At 60.1% G+C, this 20,792-nt stretch carries 15 protein-coding genes; 7 read left to right on the top strand and 8 right to left on the bottom strand.

Annotated features, from left to right (window positions below; translation table 11 throughout):
• Positions 1-58: 58 nt before the first annotated feature.
• The 4 genes from ptsP to tadA all read left to right on the top strand — a co-directional run bounded on the left by ptsP (position 59) and on the right by tadA (position 5,052).
• Positions 59-2,614 carry a phosphoenolpyruvate--protein phosphotransferase gene (gene ptsP, locus TU84_RS02940; protein ID WP_048367030.1) on the top strand — a complete coding sequence of 852 codons (2,556 nt, stop codon included), beginning with the start codon at positions 59-61 and terminating at the stop codon, positions 2,612-2,614.
• 2 nt (positions 2,615-2,616) lie between these two features.
• Positions 2,617-2,895, top strand: a complete 279-nt coding sequence (locus TU84_RS02935) for a PTS transporter subunit EIIB (protein ID WP_048367029.1) — start codon at positions 2,617-2,619, stop codon at positions 2,893-2,895.
• Positions 2,896-3,187: 292 nt separating this feature from the next.
• Positions 3,188-4,564 carry a multicopper oxidase family protein gene (locus TU84_RS02930; RefSeq protein ID WP_048367028.1) on the top strand — a complete coding sequence of 459 codons (1,377 nt, stop codon included), beginning with the start codon at positions 3,188-3,190 and terminating at the stop codon, positions 4,562-4,564.
• Complete coding sequence (gene tadA, locus TU84_RS02925) at positions 4,564-5,052, top strand: tRNA adenosine(34) deaminase TadA (protein ID WP_048367027.1); 489 nt, start codon at positions 4,564-4,566, stop codon at positions 5,050-5,052. Before TU84_RS02930 ends, tadA begins: the two co-directional genes overlap by 1 nt.
• A 130-nt stretch (positions 5,053-5,182) precedes the next feature.
• Here tadA and cmoB read toward each other — a convergent pair whose 3' ends face one another.
• The 5 genes from cmoB to lon form a co-directional block, all read right to left on the bottom strand.
• A complete protein-coding gene (gene cmoB / locus TU84_RS02920) occupies positions 5,183-6,139 on the bottom strand; it encodes a tRNA 5-methoxyuridine(34)/uridine 5-oxyacetic acid(34) synthase CmoB (RefSeq protein ID WP_048367026.1) in 957 nt (318 codons plus the stop codon).
• Complete coding sequence (gene cmoA / locus TU84_RS02915) at positions 6,136-6,879, bottom strand: carboxy-S-adenosyl-L-methionine synthase CmoA (RefSeq protein WP_048367780.1); 744 nt, start codon at positions 6,877-6,879, stop codon at positions 6,136-6,138. The genes cmoB and cmoA overlap by 4 nt, the downstream gene beginning before the upstream one ends.
• Positions 6,880-6,984: 105 nt before the next feature.
• On the bottom strand, positions 6,985-7,377 hold the full coding sequence (locus TU84_RS02910; RefSeq protein WP_048367025.1) for a protease inhibitor I42 family protein: 393 nt from the start codon (positions 7,375-7,377) through the stop codon (positions 6,985-6,987).
• An 86-nt stretch (positions 7,378-7,463) separates the two neighbouring features.
• Positions 7,464-7,958: a hypothetical protein gene (locus TU84_RS02905; RefSeq protein ID WP_048367024.1), complete on the bottom strand. Its 495-nt coding sequence runs from the start codon at positions 7,956-7,958 to the stop codon at positions 7,464-7,466.
• Between the two features lie 188 nt (positions 7,959-8,146).
• On the bottom strand, positions 8,147-10,576 hold the full coding sequence (gene lon / locus TU84_RS02900) for an endopeptidase La (protein WP_048367023.1): 2,430 nt from the start codon (positions 10,574-10,576) through the stop codon (positions 8,147-8,149).
• Between the two features lie 363 nt (positions 10,577-10,939).
• On the opposite strand from lon, the gene TU84_RS02895 reads away from it, so the two are divergent.
• Positions 10,940-13,282: a putative bifunctional diguanylate cyclase/phosphodiesterase gene (locus TU84_RS02895; protein WP_048367022.1), complete on the top strand. Its 2,343-nt coding sequence runs from the start codon at positions 10,940-10,942 to the stop codon at positions 13,280-13,282.
• Positions 13,283-13,390: 108 nt separating this feature from the next.
• Here TU84_RS02895 and TU84_RS02890 read toward each other — a convergent pair whose 3' ends face one another.
• The 3 genes from TU84_RS02890 to TU84_RS02880 form a co-directional block, all read right to left on the bottom strand.
• A complete protein-coding gene (locus tag TU84_RS02890; protein ID WP_048367021.1) occupies positions 13,391-15,808 on the bottom strand; it encodes a glucose/quinate/shikimate family membrane-bound PQQ-dependent dehydrogenase in 2,418 nt (805 codons plus the stop codon).
• A gap of 81 nt (positions 15,809-15,889) precedes the next feature.
• Positions 15,890-17,272, bottom strand: a complete 1,383-nt coding sequence (locus TU84_RS02885; protein ID WP_048367020.1) for a carbohydrate porin — start codon at positions 17,270-17,272, stop codon at positions 15,890-15,892.
• 368 nt (positions 17,273-17,640) lie between these two features.
• The gene (locus TU84_RS02880; protein ID WP_048367019.1) at positions 17,641-19,680 is read right to left on the bottom strand and encodes a TonB-dependent receptor; all 2,040 of its coding nucleotides are present in this window, start codon (positions 19,678-19,680) and stop codon (positions 17,641-17,643) included.
• A 208-nt stretch (positions 19,681-19,888) separates the two neighbouring features.
• Between TU84_RS02880 and TU84_RS02875 the strand changes: the two genes are divergently transcribed.
• Both TU84_RS02875 and TU84_RS02870 read left to right on the top strand, forming a co-directional pair.
• Positions 19,889-20,119 carry a VF530 family protein gene (locus TU84_RS02875; RefSeq protein ID WP_048367018.1) on the top strand — a complete coding sequence of 77 codons (231 nt, stop codon included), beginning with the start codon at positions 19,889-19,891 and terminating at the stop codon, positions 20,117-20,119.
• A gap of 7 nt (positions 20,120-20,126) precedes the next feature.
• Positions 20,127-20,777, top strand: a complete 651-nt coding sequence (locus TU84_RS02870) for a Pr6Pr family membrane protein (protein WP_048367017.1) — start codon at positions 20,127-20,129, stop codon at positions 20,775-20,777.
• Positions 20,778-20,792: the final 15 nt, after the last annotated feature.

Here is a 20,792-nt window from a genome sequence, read left to right as displayed (position 1 = left end):
CGACGCTGCGGGGCTCGCGCTCCATCGGCATTTAACCGAATCAACTGCAGGTGAAGTCATGGTTACAACCCAACAACTGGAACTGCTGGCGCCGTTATCGGGTGTCCTGATGCCGCTTGAGCACGTGCCTGACCCGGTGTTCTCCAGCCGTTTGATGGGCGACGGCCTGTGCATCGACCCGACGTCGCAGGTGCTCTGTGCGCCGCTGGCCGGTGTGATCAGCAACCTGCAGCACACCGGGCACGCGGTCAGCATTACTGATGCAAGCGGGGTGCAAGTGCTGCTGCACATCGGCCTGGACACGGTAAACCTTGGCGGCCAAGGCTTCACCTGCCTGGTTGAGGAAGGCCAGCAGGTCGTAGCCGGGCAGGCGTTGATCGAATTTGATGCCGACTACGTCGCGCAAAATGCACGCAGCTTGCTCACCCTGATGCTGGTGGTCAGCGGTGAAAGCATTACCGACGTGTCGGGCAGCGAAGTGCTGGTCGAGGCTGGCCAGCCGCTGCTGCGTGTGGGCGCGGCCGCGCAAGCCTCGACGCAGCAGGCGCCGAGCCAGGGTGACACGCTGTTTTCGCTGGCCATTGTGCTGCCCAACCCGAACGGCCTGCACGCCCGCCCTGCGGCGGTGTTTGCCCAGGCGGCCAAGGGTTTTGCGGCCACCATCGAGCTGCACAAACACGAGCAGCGCATCAACGCCAAATCGTTGGTCGCGATCATGACCTTGCAAACCAGCCACGGCGATGTGGTGCAGGTCAGCGCCACTGGCGAGGATGCCGAGCAAGCGATTCGTGTGCTCTCAGATCTGCTGGTGGCCGGTTGCGGCGAGGCGGTGACGCCCGTTGCCCAAGTTGCCACTGAAACTACGTACGCACCGGCACCTGAACCGGTGCGGGTGGATGACACCTTGTTGCGCGGTGTCTGCGCGTCTTCCGGGGCGGTGTTTGGGCAGGTGGTGCAAGTCGCCGCGCAGACCCTCGACTACCCGGAAGCAGGGGCGGGTGAAGCCTTTGAGCGGGCGCAGTTGCAACGCGCCCTGCTCGAAGCGGATACCGCACTGGACACCTTGGGTCGCGAGTTCAGCCAAGGCCCGCAGGGGCAAATCTTCAGTGCCCACCGTGAACTGCTGCAAGACCCAAGCTTGCTGGAGCAGGCCTACCCGCTGTTGGCGTCGGGCAAAAGCGCGGCGTTTTCGTGGGCCGCTGCGGTTGAAGCCAACGAAAAAGTCTTCCGCAATCTGGGCAATGCGTTTCTGGCGGAGCGGGCGCAAGACCTCGCAGATGTCGGGCAGCGCGTGCTCAAGTTGATTCTGCGGGTCGAGGACACGGTTCAGGCGCTGCCCGACAACGCCATCTTGATCGCAGAGCAACTCAGCCCTTCACAAACCGCCGGGCTCGATACAACCAAGGTGGTGGGGTTTGCCACCGTGGGCGGCGGCGCCACCAGCCATGTGGCGATTCTGGCGCGGGCCTTGGGCTTGCCGGCCATGTGTGGCTTGCCTGCGCACGTCCTGAGCTTGGCCAGCGGCACGCCGGTGTTGCTGGATGCCGAGCAGGGCGAGTTGCATGTGCGCCCCAGCGAAGCAGCGGTGGCAGCGCTGACGGCCAAGCGCGAGCAGCAGCGTCTGCGCCAGGCGCTGGATCTGGCGCACGCGGCGTTGCGGGCGGATACCCGCGATGGTCGGCATATCGAAGTGTCTGCCAACATCGCCTCGCTGGCCGAGGCCGAGCAGGGCATGAGCCTGGGCGGTGAAGGCGTGGGCTTGTTGCGTTCCGAGTTCTTGTACCTGGAGCGCAGCAGCGCGCCGAGCCACGACGAACAGGTCGCGACCTACAGCGCCATTGCCCGCGCGGTTGGCCCTGACTACAACCTGGTGGTGCGCACGCTGGATGTGGGCGGTGACAAACCCTTGACCTACGTGCCGATGGAACCTGAGGCCAACCCGTTTTTAGGCATGCGCGGGGTTCGCCTGTGTCTGGAGCGTCCTGAACTGCTGCGTGAGCAGTTCAGCGCGATCCTGGCCAGTGCCGACCTGACCCGCCTGCACATCATGCTGCCGATGGTCACCCAAGTGTCCGAGTTGCGCCTCGCCCGCCAGTTGCTGGAGGAGCAAGCGCAACGCCTGGGTATTACCCGGTTGCCCAAGCTTGGGATCATGATTGAAGTTCCGGCGGCCGCGCTGATGGCTGACGTGTTCGCCCCTGAAGTCGACTTCTTCTCGATTGGCACCAATGACCTGACCCAATACACCTTGGCGATGGACCGCGATCACCCGCGTCTGGCCAGCCAGGCCGACAGTTTTCACCCGGCGGTACTGCGCCTGATCGCCACGACCGTCAAGGCCGCGCATGCCCACGGCAAGTGGGTGGGCGTGTGCGGCGCGCTGGCGTCCGAGTCATTGGCGGTGCCGCTACTGGTTGGCTTGGGTGTGGACGAGTTATCGGTGAGCGTGCCGTTGATCCCGACTATTAAAGCGCGGGTTCGTGAGCTGGAATTCAAGGACTGCCAAGTGTTGGCGCAGCAGGTGCTGGAGCTGGAAAGTGCAGAGCAGGTGCGTGCCGCCTTGCAGCCGTCACACGCGGCTAACGTTGCTCATTCATTGGTGCTGGAGAACTGAACATGTTTGCAAAATTGCAGCAGGCTTTTTGGAAAGCACTGACCCCGGACCTGGTGGCGGATGAGCCCGCCCCCAATGTGTCGACGCTGGCGAGCGCGGTGGTCGCGGCCCTTGGCGGCGCCGGCAACCTCAAGTCCGAGCAGCGCGTGGCGTTGACCCGCATCCGCGTGGAGCTAAACGATACGTCACGTGTTGACCCTCACGCTCTGCGACTGGCGGGTGTGCCGGGGATGATGACCCTGGCGGGCGGTGTGGTGCATTTGGTGGGCGTTTACGACTGAAAACTGCCCTCTCCCTAACCCTCTCCCGGAGGGAGAGGGGACTGACCGAGTTGTTCCACAAGATGCATCGACCTGAGAAATCGAGTCGATTATGGATTCAATGGAGTCATTTCACGTTGCTGCATCTCTGCAATATCCCCCAGTCGGTTCCCTCTCCCTTGGGAGAGGGCAAGGGTGAGGGGCTTTTGCAGTCCGTCGTCACCCCACCCTTACTGTTTCGCAGTTGCAGGTGTATCGTATTCGCCTTTTGCGGGCGCTGAGCCCGCGCCGGATACGAGAGGTAGTTAAGTCCATGTCCTTTACCCGTCGACAAATACTCGGTGGTTTAGCCGGCCTGGTCGTGGTGGGTGTTGGCGCAGGGGGCGCTTCGCGTTACTGGTTGGGCAAGATGGCCGATGAGCAGGCCGGTCACGATTACGAGCTGATTGCCGCGCCGCTGGACGTTGAGCTGGTGCCCGGTCATCAGACCGAGGCCTGGGCTTTTGGCCCTTCGGCGCCGGGCACTGAGCTACGGGTGCGCCAGGGTGAATGGCTGCGGGTGCGGTTTATCAACCATCTGCCGGTTGCGACCACGATCCATTGGCACGGCATCCGCCTGCCTCTGGAAATGGACGGCGTGCCGTACGTCTCGCAATTGCCGGTGCTGCCTGGCGAATACTTCGATTACAAGTTCCGGGTGCCCGATGCGGGCAGCTATTGGTATCACCCCCACGTCAACAGCAGCGAAGAACTGGGCCGAGGCCTGGTCGGCCCGCTGATTGTCGAAGAGCGCGAGCCTACGGGCTTCAAGCACGAGCGCACGCTGAGCATTAAAAACTGGCACGTCGATGAAGAAGGCAACTTTTTGCCTTTCAGCATCACCCGTGAGGCGGCGCGTGGCGGTACGGCGGGGCGTTTGTCGACGATTAATGGCAGCCATGTGCCGACCATTGAATTGCCTGCCGGGCAAATCACCCGCGTGCGAATTCTCAACCTCGACAACACCCTGACCTATCGCCTGAATATTCCCGGCGTCGAGGCGCAGATCTATGCGCTGGATGGCAACCCCATCGAGCCGCGCCCGCTGGGCAAAGAGTATTGGCTGGGCCCCGGCATGCGTATTTGCCTGGCGATCAAGGCCCCGGCTGCGGGTGAAGAACTGTCGTTGCGCGATGGTCCGGTGCGTTTGGGCACGCTGTTGTCGGTGGCCAATAACGATGCACCTGCACAATGGCCGCCCGCCTTGCCGGCCAATCCGATTGCCGAGCCTGATGTCGACAAGGCCGAGAAGATCAATTTCAACTTTGAATGGGTCGGTTCCGTGTCCGAGAACCTGGGCACGGATCAGCCGCCGAGCCTGTGGCAGATCAACGGCGTAGCCTGGGACATCAAAGACAAAACCTGCGCTGACCGGCCGATTGCCAAGCTCAAGCTGGGCCAGAGCTACGTGTTTGAATTCAAGAACATGACCCAGTACCAGCATCCAATCCACCTGCACGGCATGAGCTTCAAGGTGCTGGCGTCCAATCGCAAAAAAATCACGCCGTATTTCACCGACACGTACCTGTTGGGCAAAAACGAGCGTGCCCGCGTGGCCCTGGTGGCCGATAATCCCGGCGTGTGGATGTTCCACTGCCATGTGATTGACCACATGGAAACCGGCCTCATGGCCGCAATTGAGGTTTCCTGATGCGACAAGGGCGTCAACCCCAGATTATCGACCGCAGCCGCGATCAAGACTTTATGCGTGAAGCGCTGGCGCTGGCGGCGCAAGGCGCGGCCTTGGGTGAAGTGCCGGTGGGCGCGGTGCTGGTGCAAAACGGTGAAATCATCGGCCGTGGTTTCAACTGCCCCATCAGCGGCAGCGACCCCAGCGCCCATGCTGAAATGGTCGCCATCCGCGCCGCGGCCACGGCGGCCAGCAACTACCGGCTGCCCGGCAGCACGCTGTACGTGACGCTCGAGCCGTGCAGCATGTGCGCAGGCTTGATCGTGCATTCGCGGGTGTCGCGGGTGGTGTTCGGTGCGCTGGAGCCCAAGGCCGGGATTGTGCAAAGCCAGGGGCAATTTTTTACCCAGGGCTTTTTGAACCACCGGGTGCTGTTTGAAGGCGGGGTGCTGGCCGACGAATGCGGCGCCATCCTCAGCGAATTCTTCAAGGCCCGCCGGGCGAAATAACCCGCAGACCCTTGTAGGAGCGAGCTTGCTGTGGGAGCGGGCTTGCTCGCGATGAGATCACCTCGATATACATGATGTACCGAGGTGTTCATATCGCGAGCAAGCCCGCTCCCACAGGGGGGGGATGGTTTTATTTTTTAGCGACGATCACGGCGCGCATCGGCGCGGGTAGGCCTTCAATGGTTTTGCTGTGGTCGTTCGGGTCCAGGTAGTCGCTCAGCGACTGGTATTTCATCCATTCAGTCGCACGTTGTTCTTCAACGGTGGTGATGCTTACGTCGACGCAATGCACGTCGCTGAAACCGGCACGGCGCAGCCAGCGTTCCAGGGCGGGGATCGAGGGCAGGAACCACACGTTGCGCATCTGCGCGTAGCGGTCTTCGGGCACCAGCACCTGGTTCACATCGCCTTCAATCACCAGGGTTTCCAGCACCAGTTCGCCCCCTTTGACCAGGCAGTCTTTCAACGCCAGCAAATGCTCGATGGGGGAGCGGCGGTGGTAGAACACGCCCATGGAAAACACCGTGTCGAAGCCTTCCAGGTTGGCCGGCAGGTCTTCGAACGGGAAGGGCAGGTGCCAGGCGGCCTCTTGCTGCAAAAAGCGTTGAACGGCCTGGAACTGGCAGAAGAACAGCCAGTTGGGGTCGACGCCGATCACGCTGTGGGCGCCTGCGCCGAGCATGCGCCACATGTAGTAACCATTGCCGCAGCCGACATCAAGGATGCGCTTGCCCTTAAGGTCGATGTGCGGCGCCACGCGTGACCATTTCCAGTCTGAATGCCACTCGGTGTCGACATGCACGCCGAACAAGTCAAACGGGCCTTTGCGCCACGGTGACAGGCCGAGCAGCGCCTGGCGCATTTGCGCGCGCGTGGCGTCGTCGCAGTCGGTGTCCAGGGTCAGGCCATTGAGCAGGTCGATCTCGGTCGGCAGCACGTTGGGCAAGGCGTCCAGCGCACTTTGCCAGCGTTCCAGGTCGCCGTGACCTTTCTCCATTTTGACGTCGAGCTGCGCTTGCAGAGTGTTGGCCCATTCAGCCAAGGGCGTCCCGGCCAAACGGCGGGCGAGGGGGGAAAGATCAATCATGGCAAGGCAATCAACGAGGCAAAGTTAAGACACTGGAACCACGGCACGACTTTCGAGAACCCGGCCGCCAGCAGGCGTTCGCGGTGTTCTTCGAGGCTGTCGGGCTTCATGACGTTTTCGATGGCGCTGCGCTTTTGCGCAATTTCAAGGTCGCTGTAACCGTTGGCCCGCTTGAAGGCGATGTGCAGATCGGTCAGCAGCGCATGCTCTTCGGGATCACTGAAGCGCAGCTTCTCGGAGAGGATCATCGCGCCACCCGGCAGCAACGACTGGCGAATCCGGCTGAGCAAGGCCAGGCGCTGGTCAGGGGCGATAAATTGCAGGGTGAAGTTCAGCGCCACTACCGAGGCAGGCTGAAATTCCAGGGCCAGAATGTCGCCTTCGATTACCTCGACCGGCAGCAACTCCTGAAACATCGAGTTCTGGGCGTTGAGGTATTCACGGCAGCGCTCGACCATGGCGGTGGAGTTGTCCACGGCAATGACTTTGCAGCCATCGGTGCGCACATGGCGGCGCAAAGCCTGGGTCACCGCGCCCAAGGAACTGCCCAAGTCGTACAGCACGCTGTCGGGCTGGGCGAATTGAGCCGCGAGCACGCCCAGGTTTTCGACAATCGTCGGGTAACCCGGCACCGAGCGCTTGATCATGTCCGGGAACACCCGCACCACGTCTTCGTTAAAGGCGAAGTCCGGGACCTGGGCCAGGGGCTGGGCGAAAATACGGTCAGGTTCTTTGCTCACGACTTCTTTGCTCACGACAGTTCCGGCGCTGGATAGTTAAAACGGGGGCGCATTTTAGCCAAGTTGGCGCCGGGATGCGCGGTCTGTCTGATAAGCCGTGCAGGCTCAGTTAACGGTGATGGGGCAATCGAAGGTTTGCGCCGGTTCTGCTTCGGGCTCCCAGGGTTGCTGAGAGGTCAGGCGCAGGCGGCCGTTGCCCGCAGCAAAGGCCTCAAAGCGCCAGGTCGAATGCCCGCCACTGCCGAGCAGTTGGCCGTCATCGCTGCTGTTGTAGACCTCAGGACCAAGGCTGCGCAGCACGCCGCCCGCCGAGTCCTGGATGGCCCAGCGGTAGCCGGTGGTGGGGTTGCTGGGCAGCGACAGCATGAGGTTTTGCCCTACATGCAGTTGAATCGGGCAGTCGCTTTGTTCTTCAACAGTAACGTTTTGCGCAGGCGGGTGCGCACAGGCGGCCAGCAAACCGAGGCTGAGCAGCGGGACTAATCGTGCGAGGGACATTGCAGGCTCCGGTCGGACAAAGACAAGTGCGCAGCATACCCCATGATGGCGGCTGCGCCATTTGTCGTCGGCCACAAGCCGGAAAGTCAGAAGCTGGCGTGGGGTGGGGTGATGGTGAAATCACCGCACATCTCAAGGGCTTCGCCTTTATGGTCTGAGCCTTCAAAGGTGAACAGGCGGGCGCTGTAGCAACTCTCGATCACGCTGAGGTGCAAGGTGCCGACATTGGCCTGGTTCAAGTGGTACATCTCGCGCCCATCAACTTCAACGTATTCGATGTAGGACATCCCCTGCACAGGGCCAGGTTCTCCCTGTTTAAACAGGTAGATACCCGACTGGATATTGATGTCCAGAGTCAGGGCAATGGCGCGATAAGCCTTGGAGCCAAACTCGTCGAACTCTGCGGTCACGATGATTTTTTTGTGGCTGCTGGCGAAGGTCATTTCTTGCGCCGTAAACGACGGCCTGTCGAGCAATTCGGCCTTGAGTTCACCGCGAGTTCTGGGGTTGAAAGCGCTTGGGCCCGTAACGTTGCGCCAAAGGGCATCCGGATTTTGGTACGCAGGATGGTGAAGTGGCATAGCTGTACCCAACGTTAATACCTGTCGGCTGAGACGCTATTAACGTTGGGAAATACAGATGTGTCTACTGTCACAAATAACAGGTTGTTTAGTTATACAGGTTTGGCCAGTGGCCAAACCTGTATATACGAGCCCCTCTGGTGCAAGGGTTTGCGCCTTTTTGACTCAGAGGGCAGTACACGTAGCGTTTAAAACAGCACTTTGGCCACGTCGGTGAAGCGCTTGGCGAAGTGCACGGTCATGCCTTCTTTCAAGTAGTCCGGCAGTTCCTCGTACTTGCCCCGATTCGCCTCGGGCAAGATTAACTCGTGGATTTTCTGCCGACGGGCCGCAATGACCTTTTCCCGCACCCCGCCAATCGGCAGAACATAGCCGGTGAGGGTCAGTTCGCCGGTCATGGCGATGCCTTTTTTCGGCGCCTGATTGCGCGCCAGAGACAGCAAGGCGCTGGCCATGGTGACCCCGGCACTTGGGCCGTCTTTAGGCGTGGCGCCTTCAGGCACGTGCAAGTGCACAAAGGCCTCGTCAAAGAAACGCGGGTCGCCGCCAAACTGCTTCAGGTGGGAACTGATGTAGCTGTAGGCGATTTCAGCAGACTCTTTCATTACCTCGCCCAATTGCCCCGTCAGCTTGAAGCCGCGGTTGAGCGTGTGAATGCGTGTGGCCTCAATGGGTAAGGTCGCGCCGCCCATGCTGGTCCAGGCCAGGCCAGTGATCACGCCGACGCCACTGATGACCTGTTCGTTGCGGAACACTGCGGTGCCCAGTGAGGCTTCGAGGTCTTTAGGGCCGATCTTGATCACCGCGTCCGGGTTGTCGAGCAACTTGACCACGGCCTTACGCACCAGCTTGCCCAGTTGTTTTTCCAACTGGCGCACACCGGCTTCACGGGCATAACCATCAATGAGCAAGCGCAGTGCACTGTCAGTGATGCTCAGGCGTGCTTTATCGACACCGGCTTTTTCCAGCTGTTTAGGCCACAGGTGACGCTTGGCAATCGCGACTTTCTCTTCGGTGATGTACCCCGAAAGGCGGATGACTTCCATGCGGTCGAGCAGAGGGCCGGGGATCGAGTCCAGCGTGTTGGCGGTGCACACAAACAGCACTTTCGACAGGTCCAGGCGCAAGTCCAGGTAATGGTCGAGGAAGTCGACGTTTTGCTCCGGGTCGAGGGTTTCCAGCAGCGCTGATGCCGGGTCGCCCTGGAAGCTTTGGCCCATCTTGTCGATCTCGTCGAGCATGATCACCGGGTTCATCACTTCAACGTCTTTAAGCGCCTGCACCAGCTTGCCCGGCTGGGCACCGATGTAGGTTCGACGATGGCCCTTGATCTCGGCTTCGTCGCGCATGCCGCCGACGCTGAAGCGATAGAACGGACGGCCCAGCGATTCGGCAATCGACTTGCCGACACTGGTTTTACCCACGCCCGGCGGGCCGACCAGCAACACGATCGAGCCACTGACCGAGCCTTTGTAAGCGCCCACGGCGAGGAACTCGAGGATGCGGTCTTTGATGTCATCCAGCCCGGCGTGGTGGGCGTCGAGCACCTTGCGCGCGTGCTTGAGGTCCAGTTTGTCCTTGCCGAACACGCCCCACGGCACTGAGCTGGCCCAATCCAGGTAATTGCGGGTTACCGCGTACTCGGGCGAGCCAGTCTCAAGAATCGACAGTTTGTTGATTTCTTCGTCAATGCGCTTGCGGGCCTGGGCGGGCAGAGTCTTGCCTTCAAGGCGTTGCTTGAATTGCTCGATGTCGGCACTGCGATCATCTTTGGTCAGCCCCAGCTCTTGCTGAATGACCTTGAGCTGCTCTTTAAGGAAAAATTCACGCTGATGTTCACCGATCTTGAGGTTAACTTCGGCGGAAATTTCATTTTGCAGGCGGGCGACTTCAACTTCCTTGCGCAGCATCGGCAAGACTTTTTCCATGCGCTTGAGGACGGGCACGCAATCGAGCACTTCTTGCAGCTCGTTGCCTGTGGCCGAGGTCAAGGCGGCGGCAAAGTCGGTGAGGGGCGAAGGGTCGTTAGGGCTAAAGCGGTTGAGGTAGTTTTTCAGCTCTTCGCTGTACAGCGGGTTAAGCGGCAGCAACTCTTTGATCGCGTTGATCAGCGCCATGCCGTAAGCCCGGACTTCGTCGGTGGGCTGATTGGCTTCCTGCGGGTATTCGACTTCCACCAGGTACGGCGGGCGGTGGTGTTTGAGCCACATGCTGATGCGCACACGGCTCAGGCCCTGTGCCACAAATTGCAATTTGCCGTTTTCGCGACTGGCGTGGTGCACTTTCACCAGCGTGCCGTACTCGGGCAGGCTGGTGGTATCAAAATGGCGCGGATCATCAGTGGGCGTGTCGACAAAAAACAACGCCAGCGAGTGATGAGGCGACTTGCTGACCAGGTCGAGGGTTTCGGCCCAGGGTTCTTCGTTGACGATGACCGGCAGCACTTGTGCCGGGAAGAACGGCCGATTGTGAATCGGGATGATGTACACCTTGTCCGGCAGGTTCTGACCCGGCAAGGCCAGCTCGGTCCCGCCCTTGTGAGCGGTTGATTCAGCTTCGTTGTGTTCTATATCAGCGTGCTCGACGGTGTTCTCTTTAAAATTTTGCTGGTCGCTCATGGGGCACCTGCGCAATGGGGTATGTGCTTTAGATGGGGCACGGAACCAGAGGTTTCAATGGTGAAGTTTTGTTCACCGCGTAAATCAGCTAACACCCAACCATAGGCCAAGGCGCCGTTTCTTTCCGTGCGCGTGTTGCGTTGTTGCATGCCAGTAAAAAAGCTAAGCCTTTGTCGCCAACAACTTGACGGTAGACGGCCCGTATTTATTAGGCGATCTTCTTGTTTGTGACGACGAGGCTGGAAAATTATCAAAGCTGGGCTAAAAGTCAGTTATTTGACTTTTAAGTTGGCGAGAGAGTGCCCGCATGCCTCAGGGATTCGTTACACAGGCAGTACATCGTCAATGGATTGAGGCCCGCCGATGAAATTGCGCAATAGCTTTCAGGCTCATATCAGCTTCGTACTCGCGCTGCTGTTGCTGGTCGTGATCGGTGCCGTGTATTTCGCGGTAAAGGCGGCGACCGTCACGGCGGCCAGCGATCAAGCTGAAAATCAGTTGAAAAACGGCACCCGGGTGTTCGAACGGTTTGTCGATTTTCGTGCGCGGCGTATTCAGTACGGCCTTAACTGGCTGACCAATGACCAGGATTTTCGTGAAGCCGTCATCGATGGTCGCCCGCAAGAAATTGAAAACGCCCTGGAAACCTTCGAGGCCAGCCTGCGCGACAGTGATTTGTTCGTGCTCGACCTGCGGGGCAAGATCATCATCAGTACCCTGGCGAGCCTGCCGCCAGGCCAGACTTTTCCGTATGCCCAAGCCTTGAGCCAGGCGCGGCGCGGCTCACAGATCAAGCTGATCGGGGTACTCGACGAGCGCCCCTACATGATGGTGCAAGGTGTGGTGCTGGCGCCTTTGCCCGTGATGCGGGTGGTGTCGGCGATGCCGATGGATGAAGTATTTGCCCAAGAGTTACGCACCTTGAGCAACCTTGAGGTGTCATTTTTGGGAGTGAAAGACGGGCGTTCCGGGGCGCTGGCCAGCACCCAGCCAGAGGCGATGGAAGAGAGCCTTGTGCGGTTCTTGCGCGACAACCCTCCGGGGCCCTTGACGCACTTCAGTGAGTTCGCCGGTAAGCGCTTTTTGGGGCAACTGCTGCAACTGGCCAACTCAGGCGACCCCGCCAACGGTCAGGTCATGGCCTTGCTGCAAAGCCCGCTGGACCAGACACTGCAGGCGTTCACCTCGCTGGACCGCAAGTTTTTATGGATCTCCCTCGCGGCCTTGCTGGCCTCATTGCTGGGCGCCTTGTGGCTGGCGCGAGAAGTGTCGCGCCCGGTCAGCCTGCTGGCCGCAGCGGCGCAGCGTATCGGGCGGGGTGACTACTCAACACCGGTGGTGCTTAAACGCCGCGATGAACTGGGTTTTCTGGCCAGGGCATTCAATGCCATGCAAAACGGAATTGCTGTGCGTGAACAGCAATTGGCGCACAACGCATTGCATGATCCATTGACCGGGCTGCCCAACCGGGCGTTGGTCATGGAGCGCCTGGGCAGCGCCATTACCGCCCGACGCAGCGTGGTGTTGATTTATCTGGGGATTGAAAATTACCGCTTGATCAGAGAAAGCTCTGGCCCGGAAGGTCTGGAGTTGATCATGCTCAAAACCACCCATGTGCTGATCGAGGCACTGCCTGAAAGCAGCACGGCCGCACGCATCACCGGCAACGAATTCTTGTTGCTGCTGGAAAACACCCAGGTCGATGCCGGGGTGGAGATGGCGGATCGCTTGTATGGATTGTTGAGCCAGCCCCTGAACCTCGACGGGCATGATGTGCAACTGGATGTTCGCATGGGCATCTCGGTGTATCCAACCCATGGCCAAACCGCCGAAGAGCTGATGGCCCGCGCTGCCATTGCGCGCAGTGACGCAGCGGCCTTGACCGGCTATCTGCAGGTCTATCAACAGGACCGCGACCTCGCGCATCAACGGCAAATTCAGTTGATTCGGGACTTGCGCCATGCCGCCAGTGACGGCGAACTGTTTATTCAGTACCAGCCCAAACTCGACCTGCGCAGCGGGCATGTGAGCCAGGCCGAAGCTTTGCTGCGTTGGCAGCATCCGGTGTTTGGCGTGGTCTCACCGGCAGAGTTCATCCCGCTGGCAGAACGCTCCGGGAGCATGAAACTGCTGACCGACTGGGTGATTGAAGCGAGCATTCGGCAACTGGTCGAGTGGAACCACCGCGGGCTGCACCTGCAACTGTCGATCAACATCTCGGCGGACGATTTGCGCGGTGATTGCCTGGCCCCGCAAGTGCAGGCCTTGCTGGCGCAGTATCAGGTGGCAGCGCAGCAACTGACTTTCGAGATCACCGAAAGCGCGGTGATGCACGACCCCGAGCATTCGCTGGCGGTGCTCAGAGGGCTACGCGATTGCGGGATCAGTTTGTCGGTGGACGACTTTGGCACGGGCTATTCCTCGCTGGCCCACCTCAAGCGGTTGCCGGTACAGGAACTGAAAATTGACCAGTCCTTTGTGCGTAACCTGGACGAAGCCAGTGAAGATGCGGTGATCGTGCGCTCGACCATTGAAATGAGCCATAACCTGGGGCTAAAAGTGGTGGCCGAAGGCGTTGAATACCCTCACAGCCTGGACTTGCTCAAGCGCTGGCAGTGCGACACGGCGCAAGGCTACCTGATCAGCCGCCCGCTGGACGCTGCGGCGTTTGAAAGCTGGTTGAATGAGTTGCGGGCTACGGCGTAACGCTTCTTTGAAAGATCAAAAGATCGCGAGGCGAGCTCGCTCCTACAATGGCCATAAAAAAGGCGGCTATCGAGAGATAGCCGCCTTTTTCATACCTGGCTGTAACGCTTATTTAGCCAGTTTGAACGCCATGATGTAGTCACCCTTTTGGGTGCCCAGACCACCATGACCACCGGCCATGACGAGCACGTATTGGGTGCCGTCCTTGCCTGCGTAGGTCATTGGCGTGGCTTGACCGCCTGCTGGCAGGCGACCTTCCCACAGGACTTTACCGTTGTTCACGTCGTAAGCACGCAGGTATTGGTCCAGGGTGCCGCTCAGGAAAGCAACGCCACCGGCCGTGGTCACGGTCCCGCCCAGGCTTGGAACGCCCATTGGCAGCGGGATCGGTACTGGCGAGCTGTCACGCACGGTGCCGTTCTTGTGTTTCCAGATCACGTTGTTGTTGGTCAGGTCGACCGCTGCAACGTAACCCCACGACGGCGCCTGGCAAGGCAGGCCAACCGGCGACAACAGCGGCTCAAGGATCACGCCGTACGGAGCGCCCTTGTTCGGTTGCACGCCCGAGGTTTCGCCTTTGCGTGGGCCCATGGCCGCTACGTCAGCCTGGGGTACCAGCTTGGAGGTGAACGCCATGTAGCTCGGGTTCAGGAACGCGATCTGACGCACTGGGTCGACCGAAATGCCGCCCCAGTCAAACACGCCGAAGTTGCCCGGGTAAACGATCGAACCTTGCAGCGAAGGCGGGGTGTACATGCCGTCGTAGCGCAGGGATTTGAAGTTGATCCGGCAGAGCATTTGGTCAAACGGGGTCACGCCCCACATGTCACGCTCGGTCAGTTGCGGCGGGATCATGTTCAGGTCCGAACGCGGTTGGGTCGGCGCGGTGTGGTCACCTGCGACAGCACCGCCCGGCGCCGGGATTTCGCGGATCGGCACGATGTCTTCGCCATTACGACGGTCAACAACGTAGATGCTGCCTTGCTTGGTCGACGCCAGCAGCGCCGGTTTCACGCCGTCAGCAGTCTTCAGGTCCATAAGGGTCGGCTGACCGCCCACGTCCATGTCCCACAGGTCATGGTGAGTGAACTGACGGTACCAGCGAACCTTACCGGTGGTGATGTCCAGTGCCGTCACGCCAGCGCTGTAACGCTCGGAGTCTTCGGTACGGTCGCCACCATATTGGTCAGGCATCTGGTTGCCCATCGGCAGGTAAAGCATGCCGAGGTTTTCATCGACCGCGAACATCGACCACATGTTAGGCGAGTTGCGGGTGTAGGTTTGGCCTTCAGCAATCGGCGTGGTGTCGTCCGGGTTGCCGCTGTCCCAGTTCCAGACCAGCTTGCCGGTACGTACGTCGTACGCACGGATCACGCCGGATGGCTCGTCAGTGGAGACGTTGTCGGTCACGTGGCCGCCAATCACTACCAGGTCTTTGGTGACCGCAGGTGGCGATGTGGAGTAGTAACCGCCGGGTGCAAAGCTGCCGATGTTGTGGCGCAGGTCGACCGAGCCGTGGTCACCGAAGTCTTCGCAGACTTTACCGGTGTCGGCATTGAGGGCGATCAGGCGGGTGTCGGCGGTTGGCAAGAACAGACGACGCGGGCAAGAGTTGCTCGACGTGGCTGCAGCCGGCTCGGCAGCGCTTTGTTCAGTGCTGGCTTTGGCGTAGGCGTTTTCGTCGTGATAGCTCACGCCACGGCACGTCATGTGTGCCCAGCCTTTGAAGTTGGCAGCATTTTGCGTGCTGATCTTCGGATCGTAGCGCCAGATTTCCTTGCCGCTGTCCGGATCAAGCGCAATCACCTGGCTATGCGGCGTGCACACATAGAGCATGCCGTTAACTTTCAGCGGGGTGTTTTCAGCGGTGGTTTCACCCGGGTCATTCGGCCCTGGCATGTCGCCAGTACGCATGGTCCAGGCAGGCACCAGGCTGTGGGCGTTTTGCGGGGTGATTTGTTTCAGTGGCGAGTAACGATCGCCATAGCCGCTACGGCCATAGGACTGCCAGTCACCTTCAGGCATGTCGGGTGCGGTGTTGGCCATGCCCGGAACGGCGTCACGACCCAGCTCGCCCTTGATCTCGCCAGGGTTGGTGAACTGGCTTGCCAGTGCAGCCACACCTGCCAGGACCACGGCGATGCTCAGCGCGCCGGTTGCTACCGGTGCCGACTGGCCGCGCAACAGCGGGCGACGCAACCATGGCAGCAGCAGAACGATGCCGATGGCGAACCACAGGGCCAGACGCGGCACCAGTTGCCACCAGTCCAGACCGACTTCGATCAGCGCCCAGACGGTGCTGGCGAACAGAACCAGTGCGTACAACGCCAGCGCCGCACGGCGCCCGGCGATCAGCAGGGCGCCCGACAGCCCGAAGCCGATACCGGCCAGCAGGTAGTACGTCGATCCGCCGAGTGTCACCAGCTTGATACCCCCGACCAACATGGCCAGGCCCATTAACACCAGCAGGATACCGAGCAATGTCGGCAGCAAGCGGCTTCTACTCAAAGCACCATCAGTGCTCATAGTGAGGTTCTCCGTTGAAGGTAGGATTTAGCGGCAAGCGGCACACCTCAAGTGTGCCGCTGCTGTCTTGCAGCCCGTTCGTCAGAACGAACTTTGAATTTTCAAACCGCCGATCAGGGCGTTATCCACGGTGTAAACACCGCCCGGATGGCGGATGTATTGCAGATTAGGTCGCACCGTCAGCCAGTCGGTAACGTGCACGCCGTAATACAACTCGGCGCTGTACTCAGTGTGCTGAGGTGGCAAGTAGTCCAGATTGCTGGCGTCGTAAACGCCGCGAGCCTGGTTGGTCGCTTCGGCGTTTTTGCGGTAGGCCGGGTTGACGTGAACGCGGGCCATGGCAAAGCCGATGTCGTCTTTGGGGCGTGCATCGAATACGCCTTTGTACACAACGCCTGCCTGGACATAGTTGTCGATGGCGTTGGTTTTTTTGTCATGCAGGGTGGCGTTGGCAAACACCTTCAAGCCACGGGATTGATCACTGGCGCGGCTGGTGAGTTGCTGTTGCACGCCCAACCACAGGCCGTGCTTGCTCGAACTGCTGCGATAGGCTTCGCCGCTCAAGACTGCTGGTTGGCCGTTGGCATCTTTGTAGACGTCGGTGGCTTTGGCGCTGCTGTAGTAATAACCCGCGCGGTATTCGCCCGGCAGGCCATTAAGTGTCGGTGTCCACACCAGTTCAACCGGCAACACCGCGCCTTGCGTACCGCTGCCGCTGAGCTTGAAACCGTTACCGCGATCCAGGTTGGACGGGTTTTGCTCATAGGCGCCGACCTGTGCATACAGCTCGGGCGTGAGGTGGTATTTGATGCGCAGCGCCCATTGGCTGACCGGCCAGTTGTACCAGATGCTGCCGGCCCAGTTACCGACCTGCGAGCCGCAGAACGCGAGGTTCTGGAAGTCGCAAGGGAAGCTGTTGAAGTCTTCGCCCTGACCGAAGCGACCGGCCTTGATGTCGAGCTTCTGGTCGAAGAATTTTTGCTGGTACCACATCTGCGTCAGGCGTGTGGTCTGGCCACGGCCCCAGACTTCCTGGGCCGAGGTGAAGCCGCCGACGCGCGGGTCGTTGATCCGGTCATTGCTGATATTGTTGCCATCGCGCTGGGTAATCGTCAGCTGGAATTCAGCGTCGTGCCAGCCCAGGATTTTTTGCAAATCCAGGTGCGTGCCCAGGCCGAACTGATCGCTGTAACGCGCGGTGCGGTCATGGTCGTAGCCGCCGTGCAGGTTGGAGCCGACTTCGCCCACGTAGTCGAGCGAGAAGCTATAGCCTTGCTTTTCCAGTGCGGTACGAGAGCCGTCCCAATCGCCGAACATCCATTTTGAATCGCTGTCGAACGCCGGTGCGGCCTGAACGAAGCTGGCGAAACCCAGGGCAGTAATGCCGCCGATCAGGGTCAGGGCTTTTTGCCCGGCCATAGGGAATAGCGCGCTGTCTTTGCGCAAAGTCAGAAATGTGGACATAGGTCGAGATGAAGGTCTTTTTGGTCGGGCGGTGACGTGGGTAGCGCTGTCTTTGCAGGCAGGACTCACACTTTCAGAATGTAAGGGCTGGCGTGAAACGTTTCAGCCCTTGATGCGGAAATGATAAAGCGACGAAACGTTTAGAAACAGCACTTTAATTGACATGGATCATTTCGGATTTGGTAACAGTCGCCTGCGACCGTTCGTCTCAGGGGCTTTTTGCCTCACGTTCGACGGTGTTTGAGGGAAATGAGGTAGGGAAGGGCATTTGAAAAAAACTGTAGGAGCGAGCTTGCCTCGCGAGCTTTTGCTTTTGAAGATCAAAAGATCGCGAGGCAAGCTCGCTCCTACAACGGCAGGGTTATGACTTAGAACGTCGTGCGCAGGCCTACTTCAACACTGCGGCCCGGTGCCGGGGCGATATCACGCAGGATCGAGCTGGCATAACGCACGGTCTGGTCGGTCAGGTTGTCGCCTTTGACGAAGGCCAGCCACTGGCTGCGACCTACCGTAAAGTTGTAACCGGCGCTGGCACCCAGGGTGGTGTAGCCGTTGGTGCCTGACTCGTTGTCCGGTACGCGGCCCTGGTTGCTGGCGTGTTCAACATCGACCCGTGCCTGCCAGCGATTGAGTTCCCACAGCAAACCACTGCTCAGGCGCAACGGCGCAATACGGGGCAACGCTTCGCCGGTGTCGAGGTTGGTGGCGCGGGTGTAATCGCCCGACAGTTCCAGTGCAAATTTGCCGTAGGCGCTTTCGCCAAGCTTCCAGTGATCCTTGGCTTCGAACCCTACGAAACGTGCGCGCACGCCGGAGTAGGTGTATTCCGGAATACCGCTGGCGTCTGGCTCGCCTTCGTCGTTCAGGGTGCGGCCCGTGCCGAGCAGGCCGATGTAGTTGGAGAAGTGGCTGTAGAACACGCCAACGCTGCCGTTGTGGGTGCCATTGTCAAAGCGCAGGGCCAGGTCGCTGGACACGGCTTTTTCTTTTGACAGGTTCGGGTTGCCCAACTCGTAAGTGCCGGTGGCAACGTGGGCGCCGTTGGCATACAGCTCGTAGAAAGTCGGCGCGCGCTCGGTGTAGCCCAGCGTTGCGGCCAGCGACCAGATCGGTGTCAGGGTGAACACCGCGCCTGAAGACAGGCTGCCCGCGGTGAAGCGCTTGGAGTTGTCGGCCGCTTCGAAGCGCTCATTGCCCTTGGCATTCGGGTCCACCACGGTGTGTTCCAGGCGCCCGCCGAGGCTGAGTTTGAGTCGCTCGGTGGCTTGCAGCTCTTCAAGAATAAACAGCGCGCCGGTGGTGGTGTCGGTCTGCGGTACGAAGGCCTCTTCGCCGAGGGCCGAGAATTCGTTGCGGTTGACCTGCGCGCCAATTACCCCGTTCAGCGGGCCGATCGGCACATGACGCGCTTCAACACGTGCTTCGTAGCCTTTGTTCTTGAAGGTGGTGCCGACTTCGCCGCCTTCGATTTCACGGTGTTCGTAATCGGTGTAGCCGGCGTTCAGTTTGAGCGAGCTGAACGGGCCTTGCAGGTTGCGGATCTCCGAGGCGAAGGCGTAGTGATCCTGCTTCATGCGGATGCGCACGTCGTCTTCGGCAGGGGAACCGTAATTGGAGTCGTAGTTGCTGTAAGAGATGCCCGCGTAGCCGTCATCCCATGTGTAGGAACCGCCAACCGCGCCGCCGTCCTGTCGGCCACTGCTATTGCTCAGGCGGCCTTTCTTTTGATCGCTGTCATCTTCGCCTTCCGGGGCGTGGCGATCGCGGGCGTAACCGGGGATTTTCAGGTCATTGAACTGACGTGCGTTGGCGTCCAGGTGCAGGGCAAACGTGCCGTTACCGGCTTCCAGCTTGCCTGCGCTGCTGCGCGTGGTGTCGGCGCCGCCATAGCGCAATTCGCCTGCACCCTGAATGCCGTTGATGGCTTCGGTGGGGATGCGGTTGTCGAAGGTGTTGACCACGCCACCGATGGCGTTGCCGCCGTAGAGCAGGGCGGCCGGGCCACGGACGATTTCAATGCGCTCAACGTTGACCGGGTCCAGTGGCACGGCGTGGTCGTAGGACAGCGACGAGGCGTCCAGCGCGCCCACGCCATTGCGCAAAATGCGAATCCGGTCGCCGTCCAGGCCGCGAATGATCGGTCGGCTGGCGCCCGGTCCGAAGTAAGACGACGACACACCCGGTTGCTTGTTGAGGGTTTCACCCAGGCTGCCTTGTTGCTGCAGCGTCAGGTCGTCGCCTTCTAATACCGTGGTGGGAGAAGCCAATTGGCTGCTGCCCAGCGGGTTACCAGTGATGACTTGGGGTTGCAGCTCCAGTGCATAGGCGGGGGAGGCGATAAGTAGGGCCGTGGCGAGCGGCGTCAAACGCAGACGGCGCAGTGAGCGTGGCAAAGCAGGGGAGGACATTGCAGATTCCTTGGTAAGGGTGATGAAACGCGTGGCGCTGAGCGCTCTGGGTAACGACTGTATCGTTACAATATAACATCGCATTTGGTCGCGCCAAGCGGAACTTTTTCTGCAAGGGCGCAGGCCCGGCTAAACTCACCGTGTTCCAAATGACTGGCCCCTGAGCTAAGGTGCGCGGCTTTCCTACTTCTGCTTAAAAAGGCTCGGCATGACTGAACCCAACAACAACCCCCTGCACGGCGTCACGCTGGAACAGATCCTGATTGCGCTGGTGGCGCATTACGAGTGGGAAGGGCTGGCCGAGCGCATTGATATTCGCTGCTTCAAAAGCGATCCGAGCATCAAGTCGAGCCTGACGTTTCTGCGTAAAACGCCGTGGGCCCGTGAGAAGGTCGAGAAGCTCTATGTGAAATACGCCCGCACCAAGCGCGAGCTCTGATCGGCGTATGCGTGCAGCGCACACTCACCGCTGGTTAGCATTAATGGCCATTCTGGGCTGGAGCGGGTTGGCGATTCAGCTCGACCTGGTGCTGATTGCCCGCTGGACATCCGGCGCTAGCGTGCTGGGCGGGCTGGTCAATTACTTCAGCTTTTTCACGGTGCTGACCAATACCCTGACCGCCACTGTGCTGACTTACGCCGCTCTTGCGCAGGACTCCAGGGGCCGGAGGTTTTTCTTGCAGCCGTGGGTCAGTAGCGGGATTGCTGTGAGCATCATCGTGGTGGGCGCCGCCTACAGCTTGTTGCTGCGCAACCTTTGGCAACCGCAGGGGCTGCACTGGCTGGCCAATGAACTGTTGCACGACGTCATGCCCGTGCTGTTCACCTTGTACTGGTGGTTTTGCGTGCCCAAAGGCACATTGCGCCTGAGCCACATCGCGGTGTGGGCGTTGTACCCGATTGTGTACTTTGCCTATTTGTTGTGGCGCGGGCATACGCTGGGCATGTACCCGTACCCGTTTATTGATGTCAACAAACTGGGGTATGCGCAGACGTTTGTGAACGCGTTGGGGATTTTGGCGGGGTTTGTGGTGGTGGCGCTGCTGATGGTGGCGATTGACCGCTGGCGCGGCCGATCAACCGCCAAACCTCTGTAGGAGCGAGCTTGTCTC

The organism is Pseudomonas helleri, from assembly GCF_001043025.1.
Lineage (GTDB): Bacteria > Pseudomonadota > Gammaproteobacteria > Pseudomonadales > Pseudomonadaceae > Aquipseudomonas > Aquipseudomonas helleri.
The sequence above is the reverse complement of the archived record's forward strand: the minus strand, read 5'-3'. Positions and strand labels throughout refer to the sequence as shown.

Coding starts and splice junctions, on each gene's coding strand:
- ptsP (WP_048367030.1), top strand. CDS start 59: ATGGTTACAACCCAACAACTGGAACTGCTGGCGCCGTTATCGGGTGTC.
- TU84_RS02935 (WP_048367029.1), top strand. CDS start 2,617: ATGTTTGCAAAATTGCAGCAGGCTTTTTGGAAAGCACTGACCCCGGAC.
- TU84_RS02930 (WP_048367028.1), top strand. CDS start 3,188: ATGTCCTTTACCCGTCGACAAATACTCGGTGGTTTAGCCGGCCTGGTC.
- tadA (WP_048367027.1), top strand. CDS start 4,564: ATGCGACAAGGGCGTCAACCCCAGATTATCGACCGCAGCCGCGATCAA.
- cmoB (WP_048367026.1), bottom strand. CDS start 6,139: ATGATTGATCTTTCCCCCCTCGCCCGCCGTTTGGCCGGGACGCCCTTG.
- TU84_RS02910 (WP_048367025.1), bottom strand. CDS start 7,377: ATGTCCCTCGCACGATTAGTCCCGCTGCTCAGCCTCGGTTTGCTGGCC.
- TU84_RS02905 (WP_048367024.1), bottom strand. CDS start 7,958: ATGCCACTTCACCATCCTGCGTACCAAAATCCGGATGCCCTTTGGCGC.
- lon (WP_048367023.1), bottom strand. CDS start 10,576: ATGAGCGACCAGCAAAATTTTAAAGAGAACACCGTCGAGCACGCTGAT.
- TU84_RS02895 (WP_048367022.1), top strand. CDS start 10,940: ATGAAATTGCGCAATAGCTTTCAGGCTCATATCAGCTTCGTACTCGCG.
- TU84_RS02890 (WP_048367021.1), bottom strand. CDS start 15,808: ATGAGCACTGATGGTGCTTTGAGTAGAAGCCGCTTGCTGCCGACATTG.
- TU84_RS02885 (WP_048367020.1), bottom strand. CDS start 17,272: ATGTCCACATTTCTGACTTTGCGCAAAGACAGCGCGCTATTCCCTATG.
- TU84_RS02880 (WP_048367019.1), bottom strand. CDS start 19,680: ATGTCCTCCCCTGCTTTGCCACGCTCACTGCGCCGTCTGCGTTTGACG.
- TU84_RS02875 (WP_048367018.1), top strand. CDS start 19,889: ATGACTGAACCCAACAACAACCCCCTGCACGGCGTCACGCTGGAACAG.
- TU84_RS02870 (WP_048367017.1), top strand. CDS start 20,127: ATGCGTGCAGCGCACACTCACCGCTGGTTAGCATTAATGGCCATTCTG.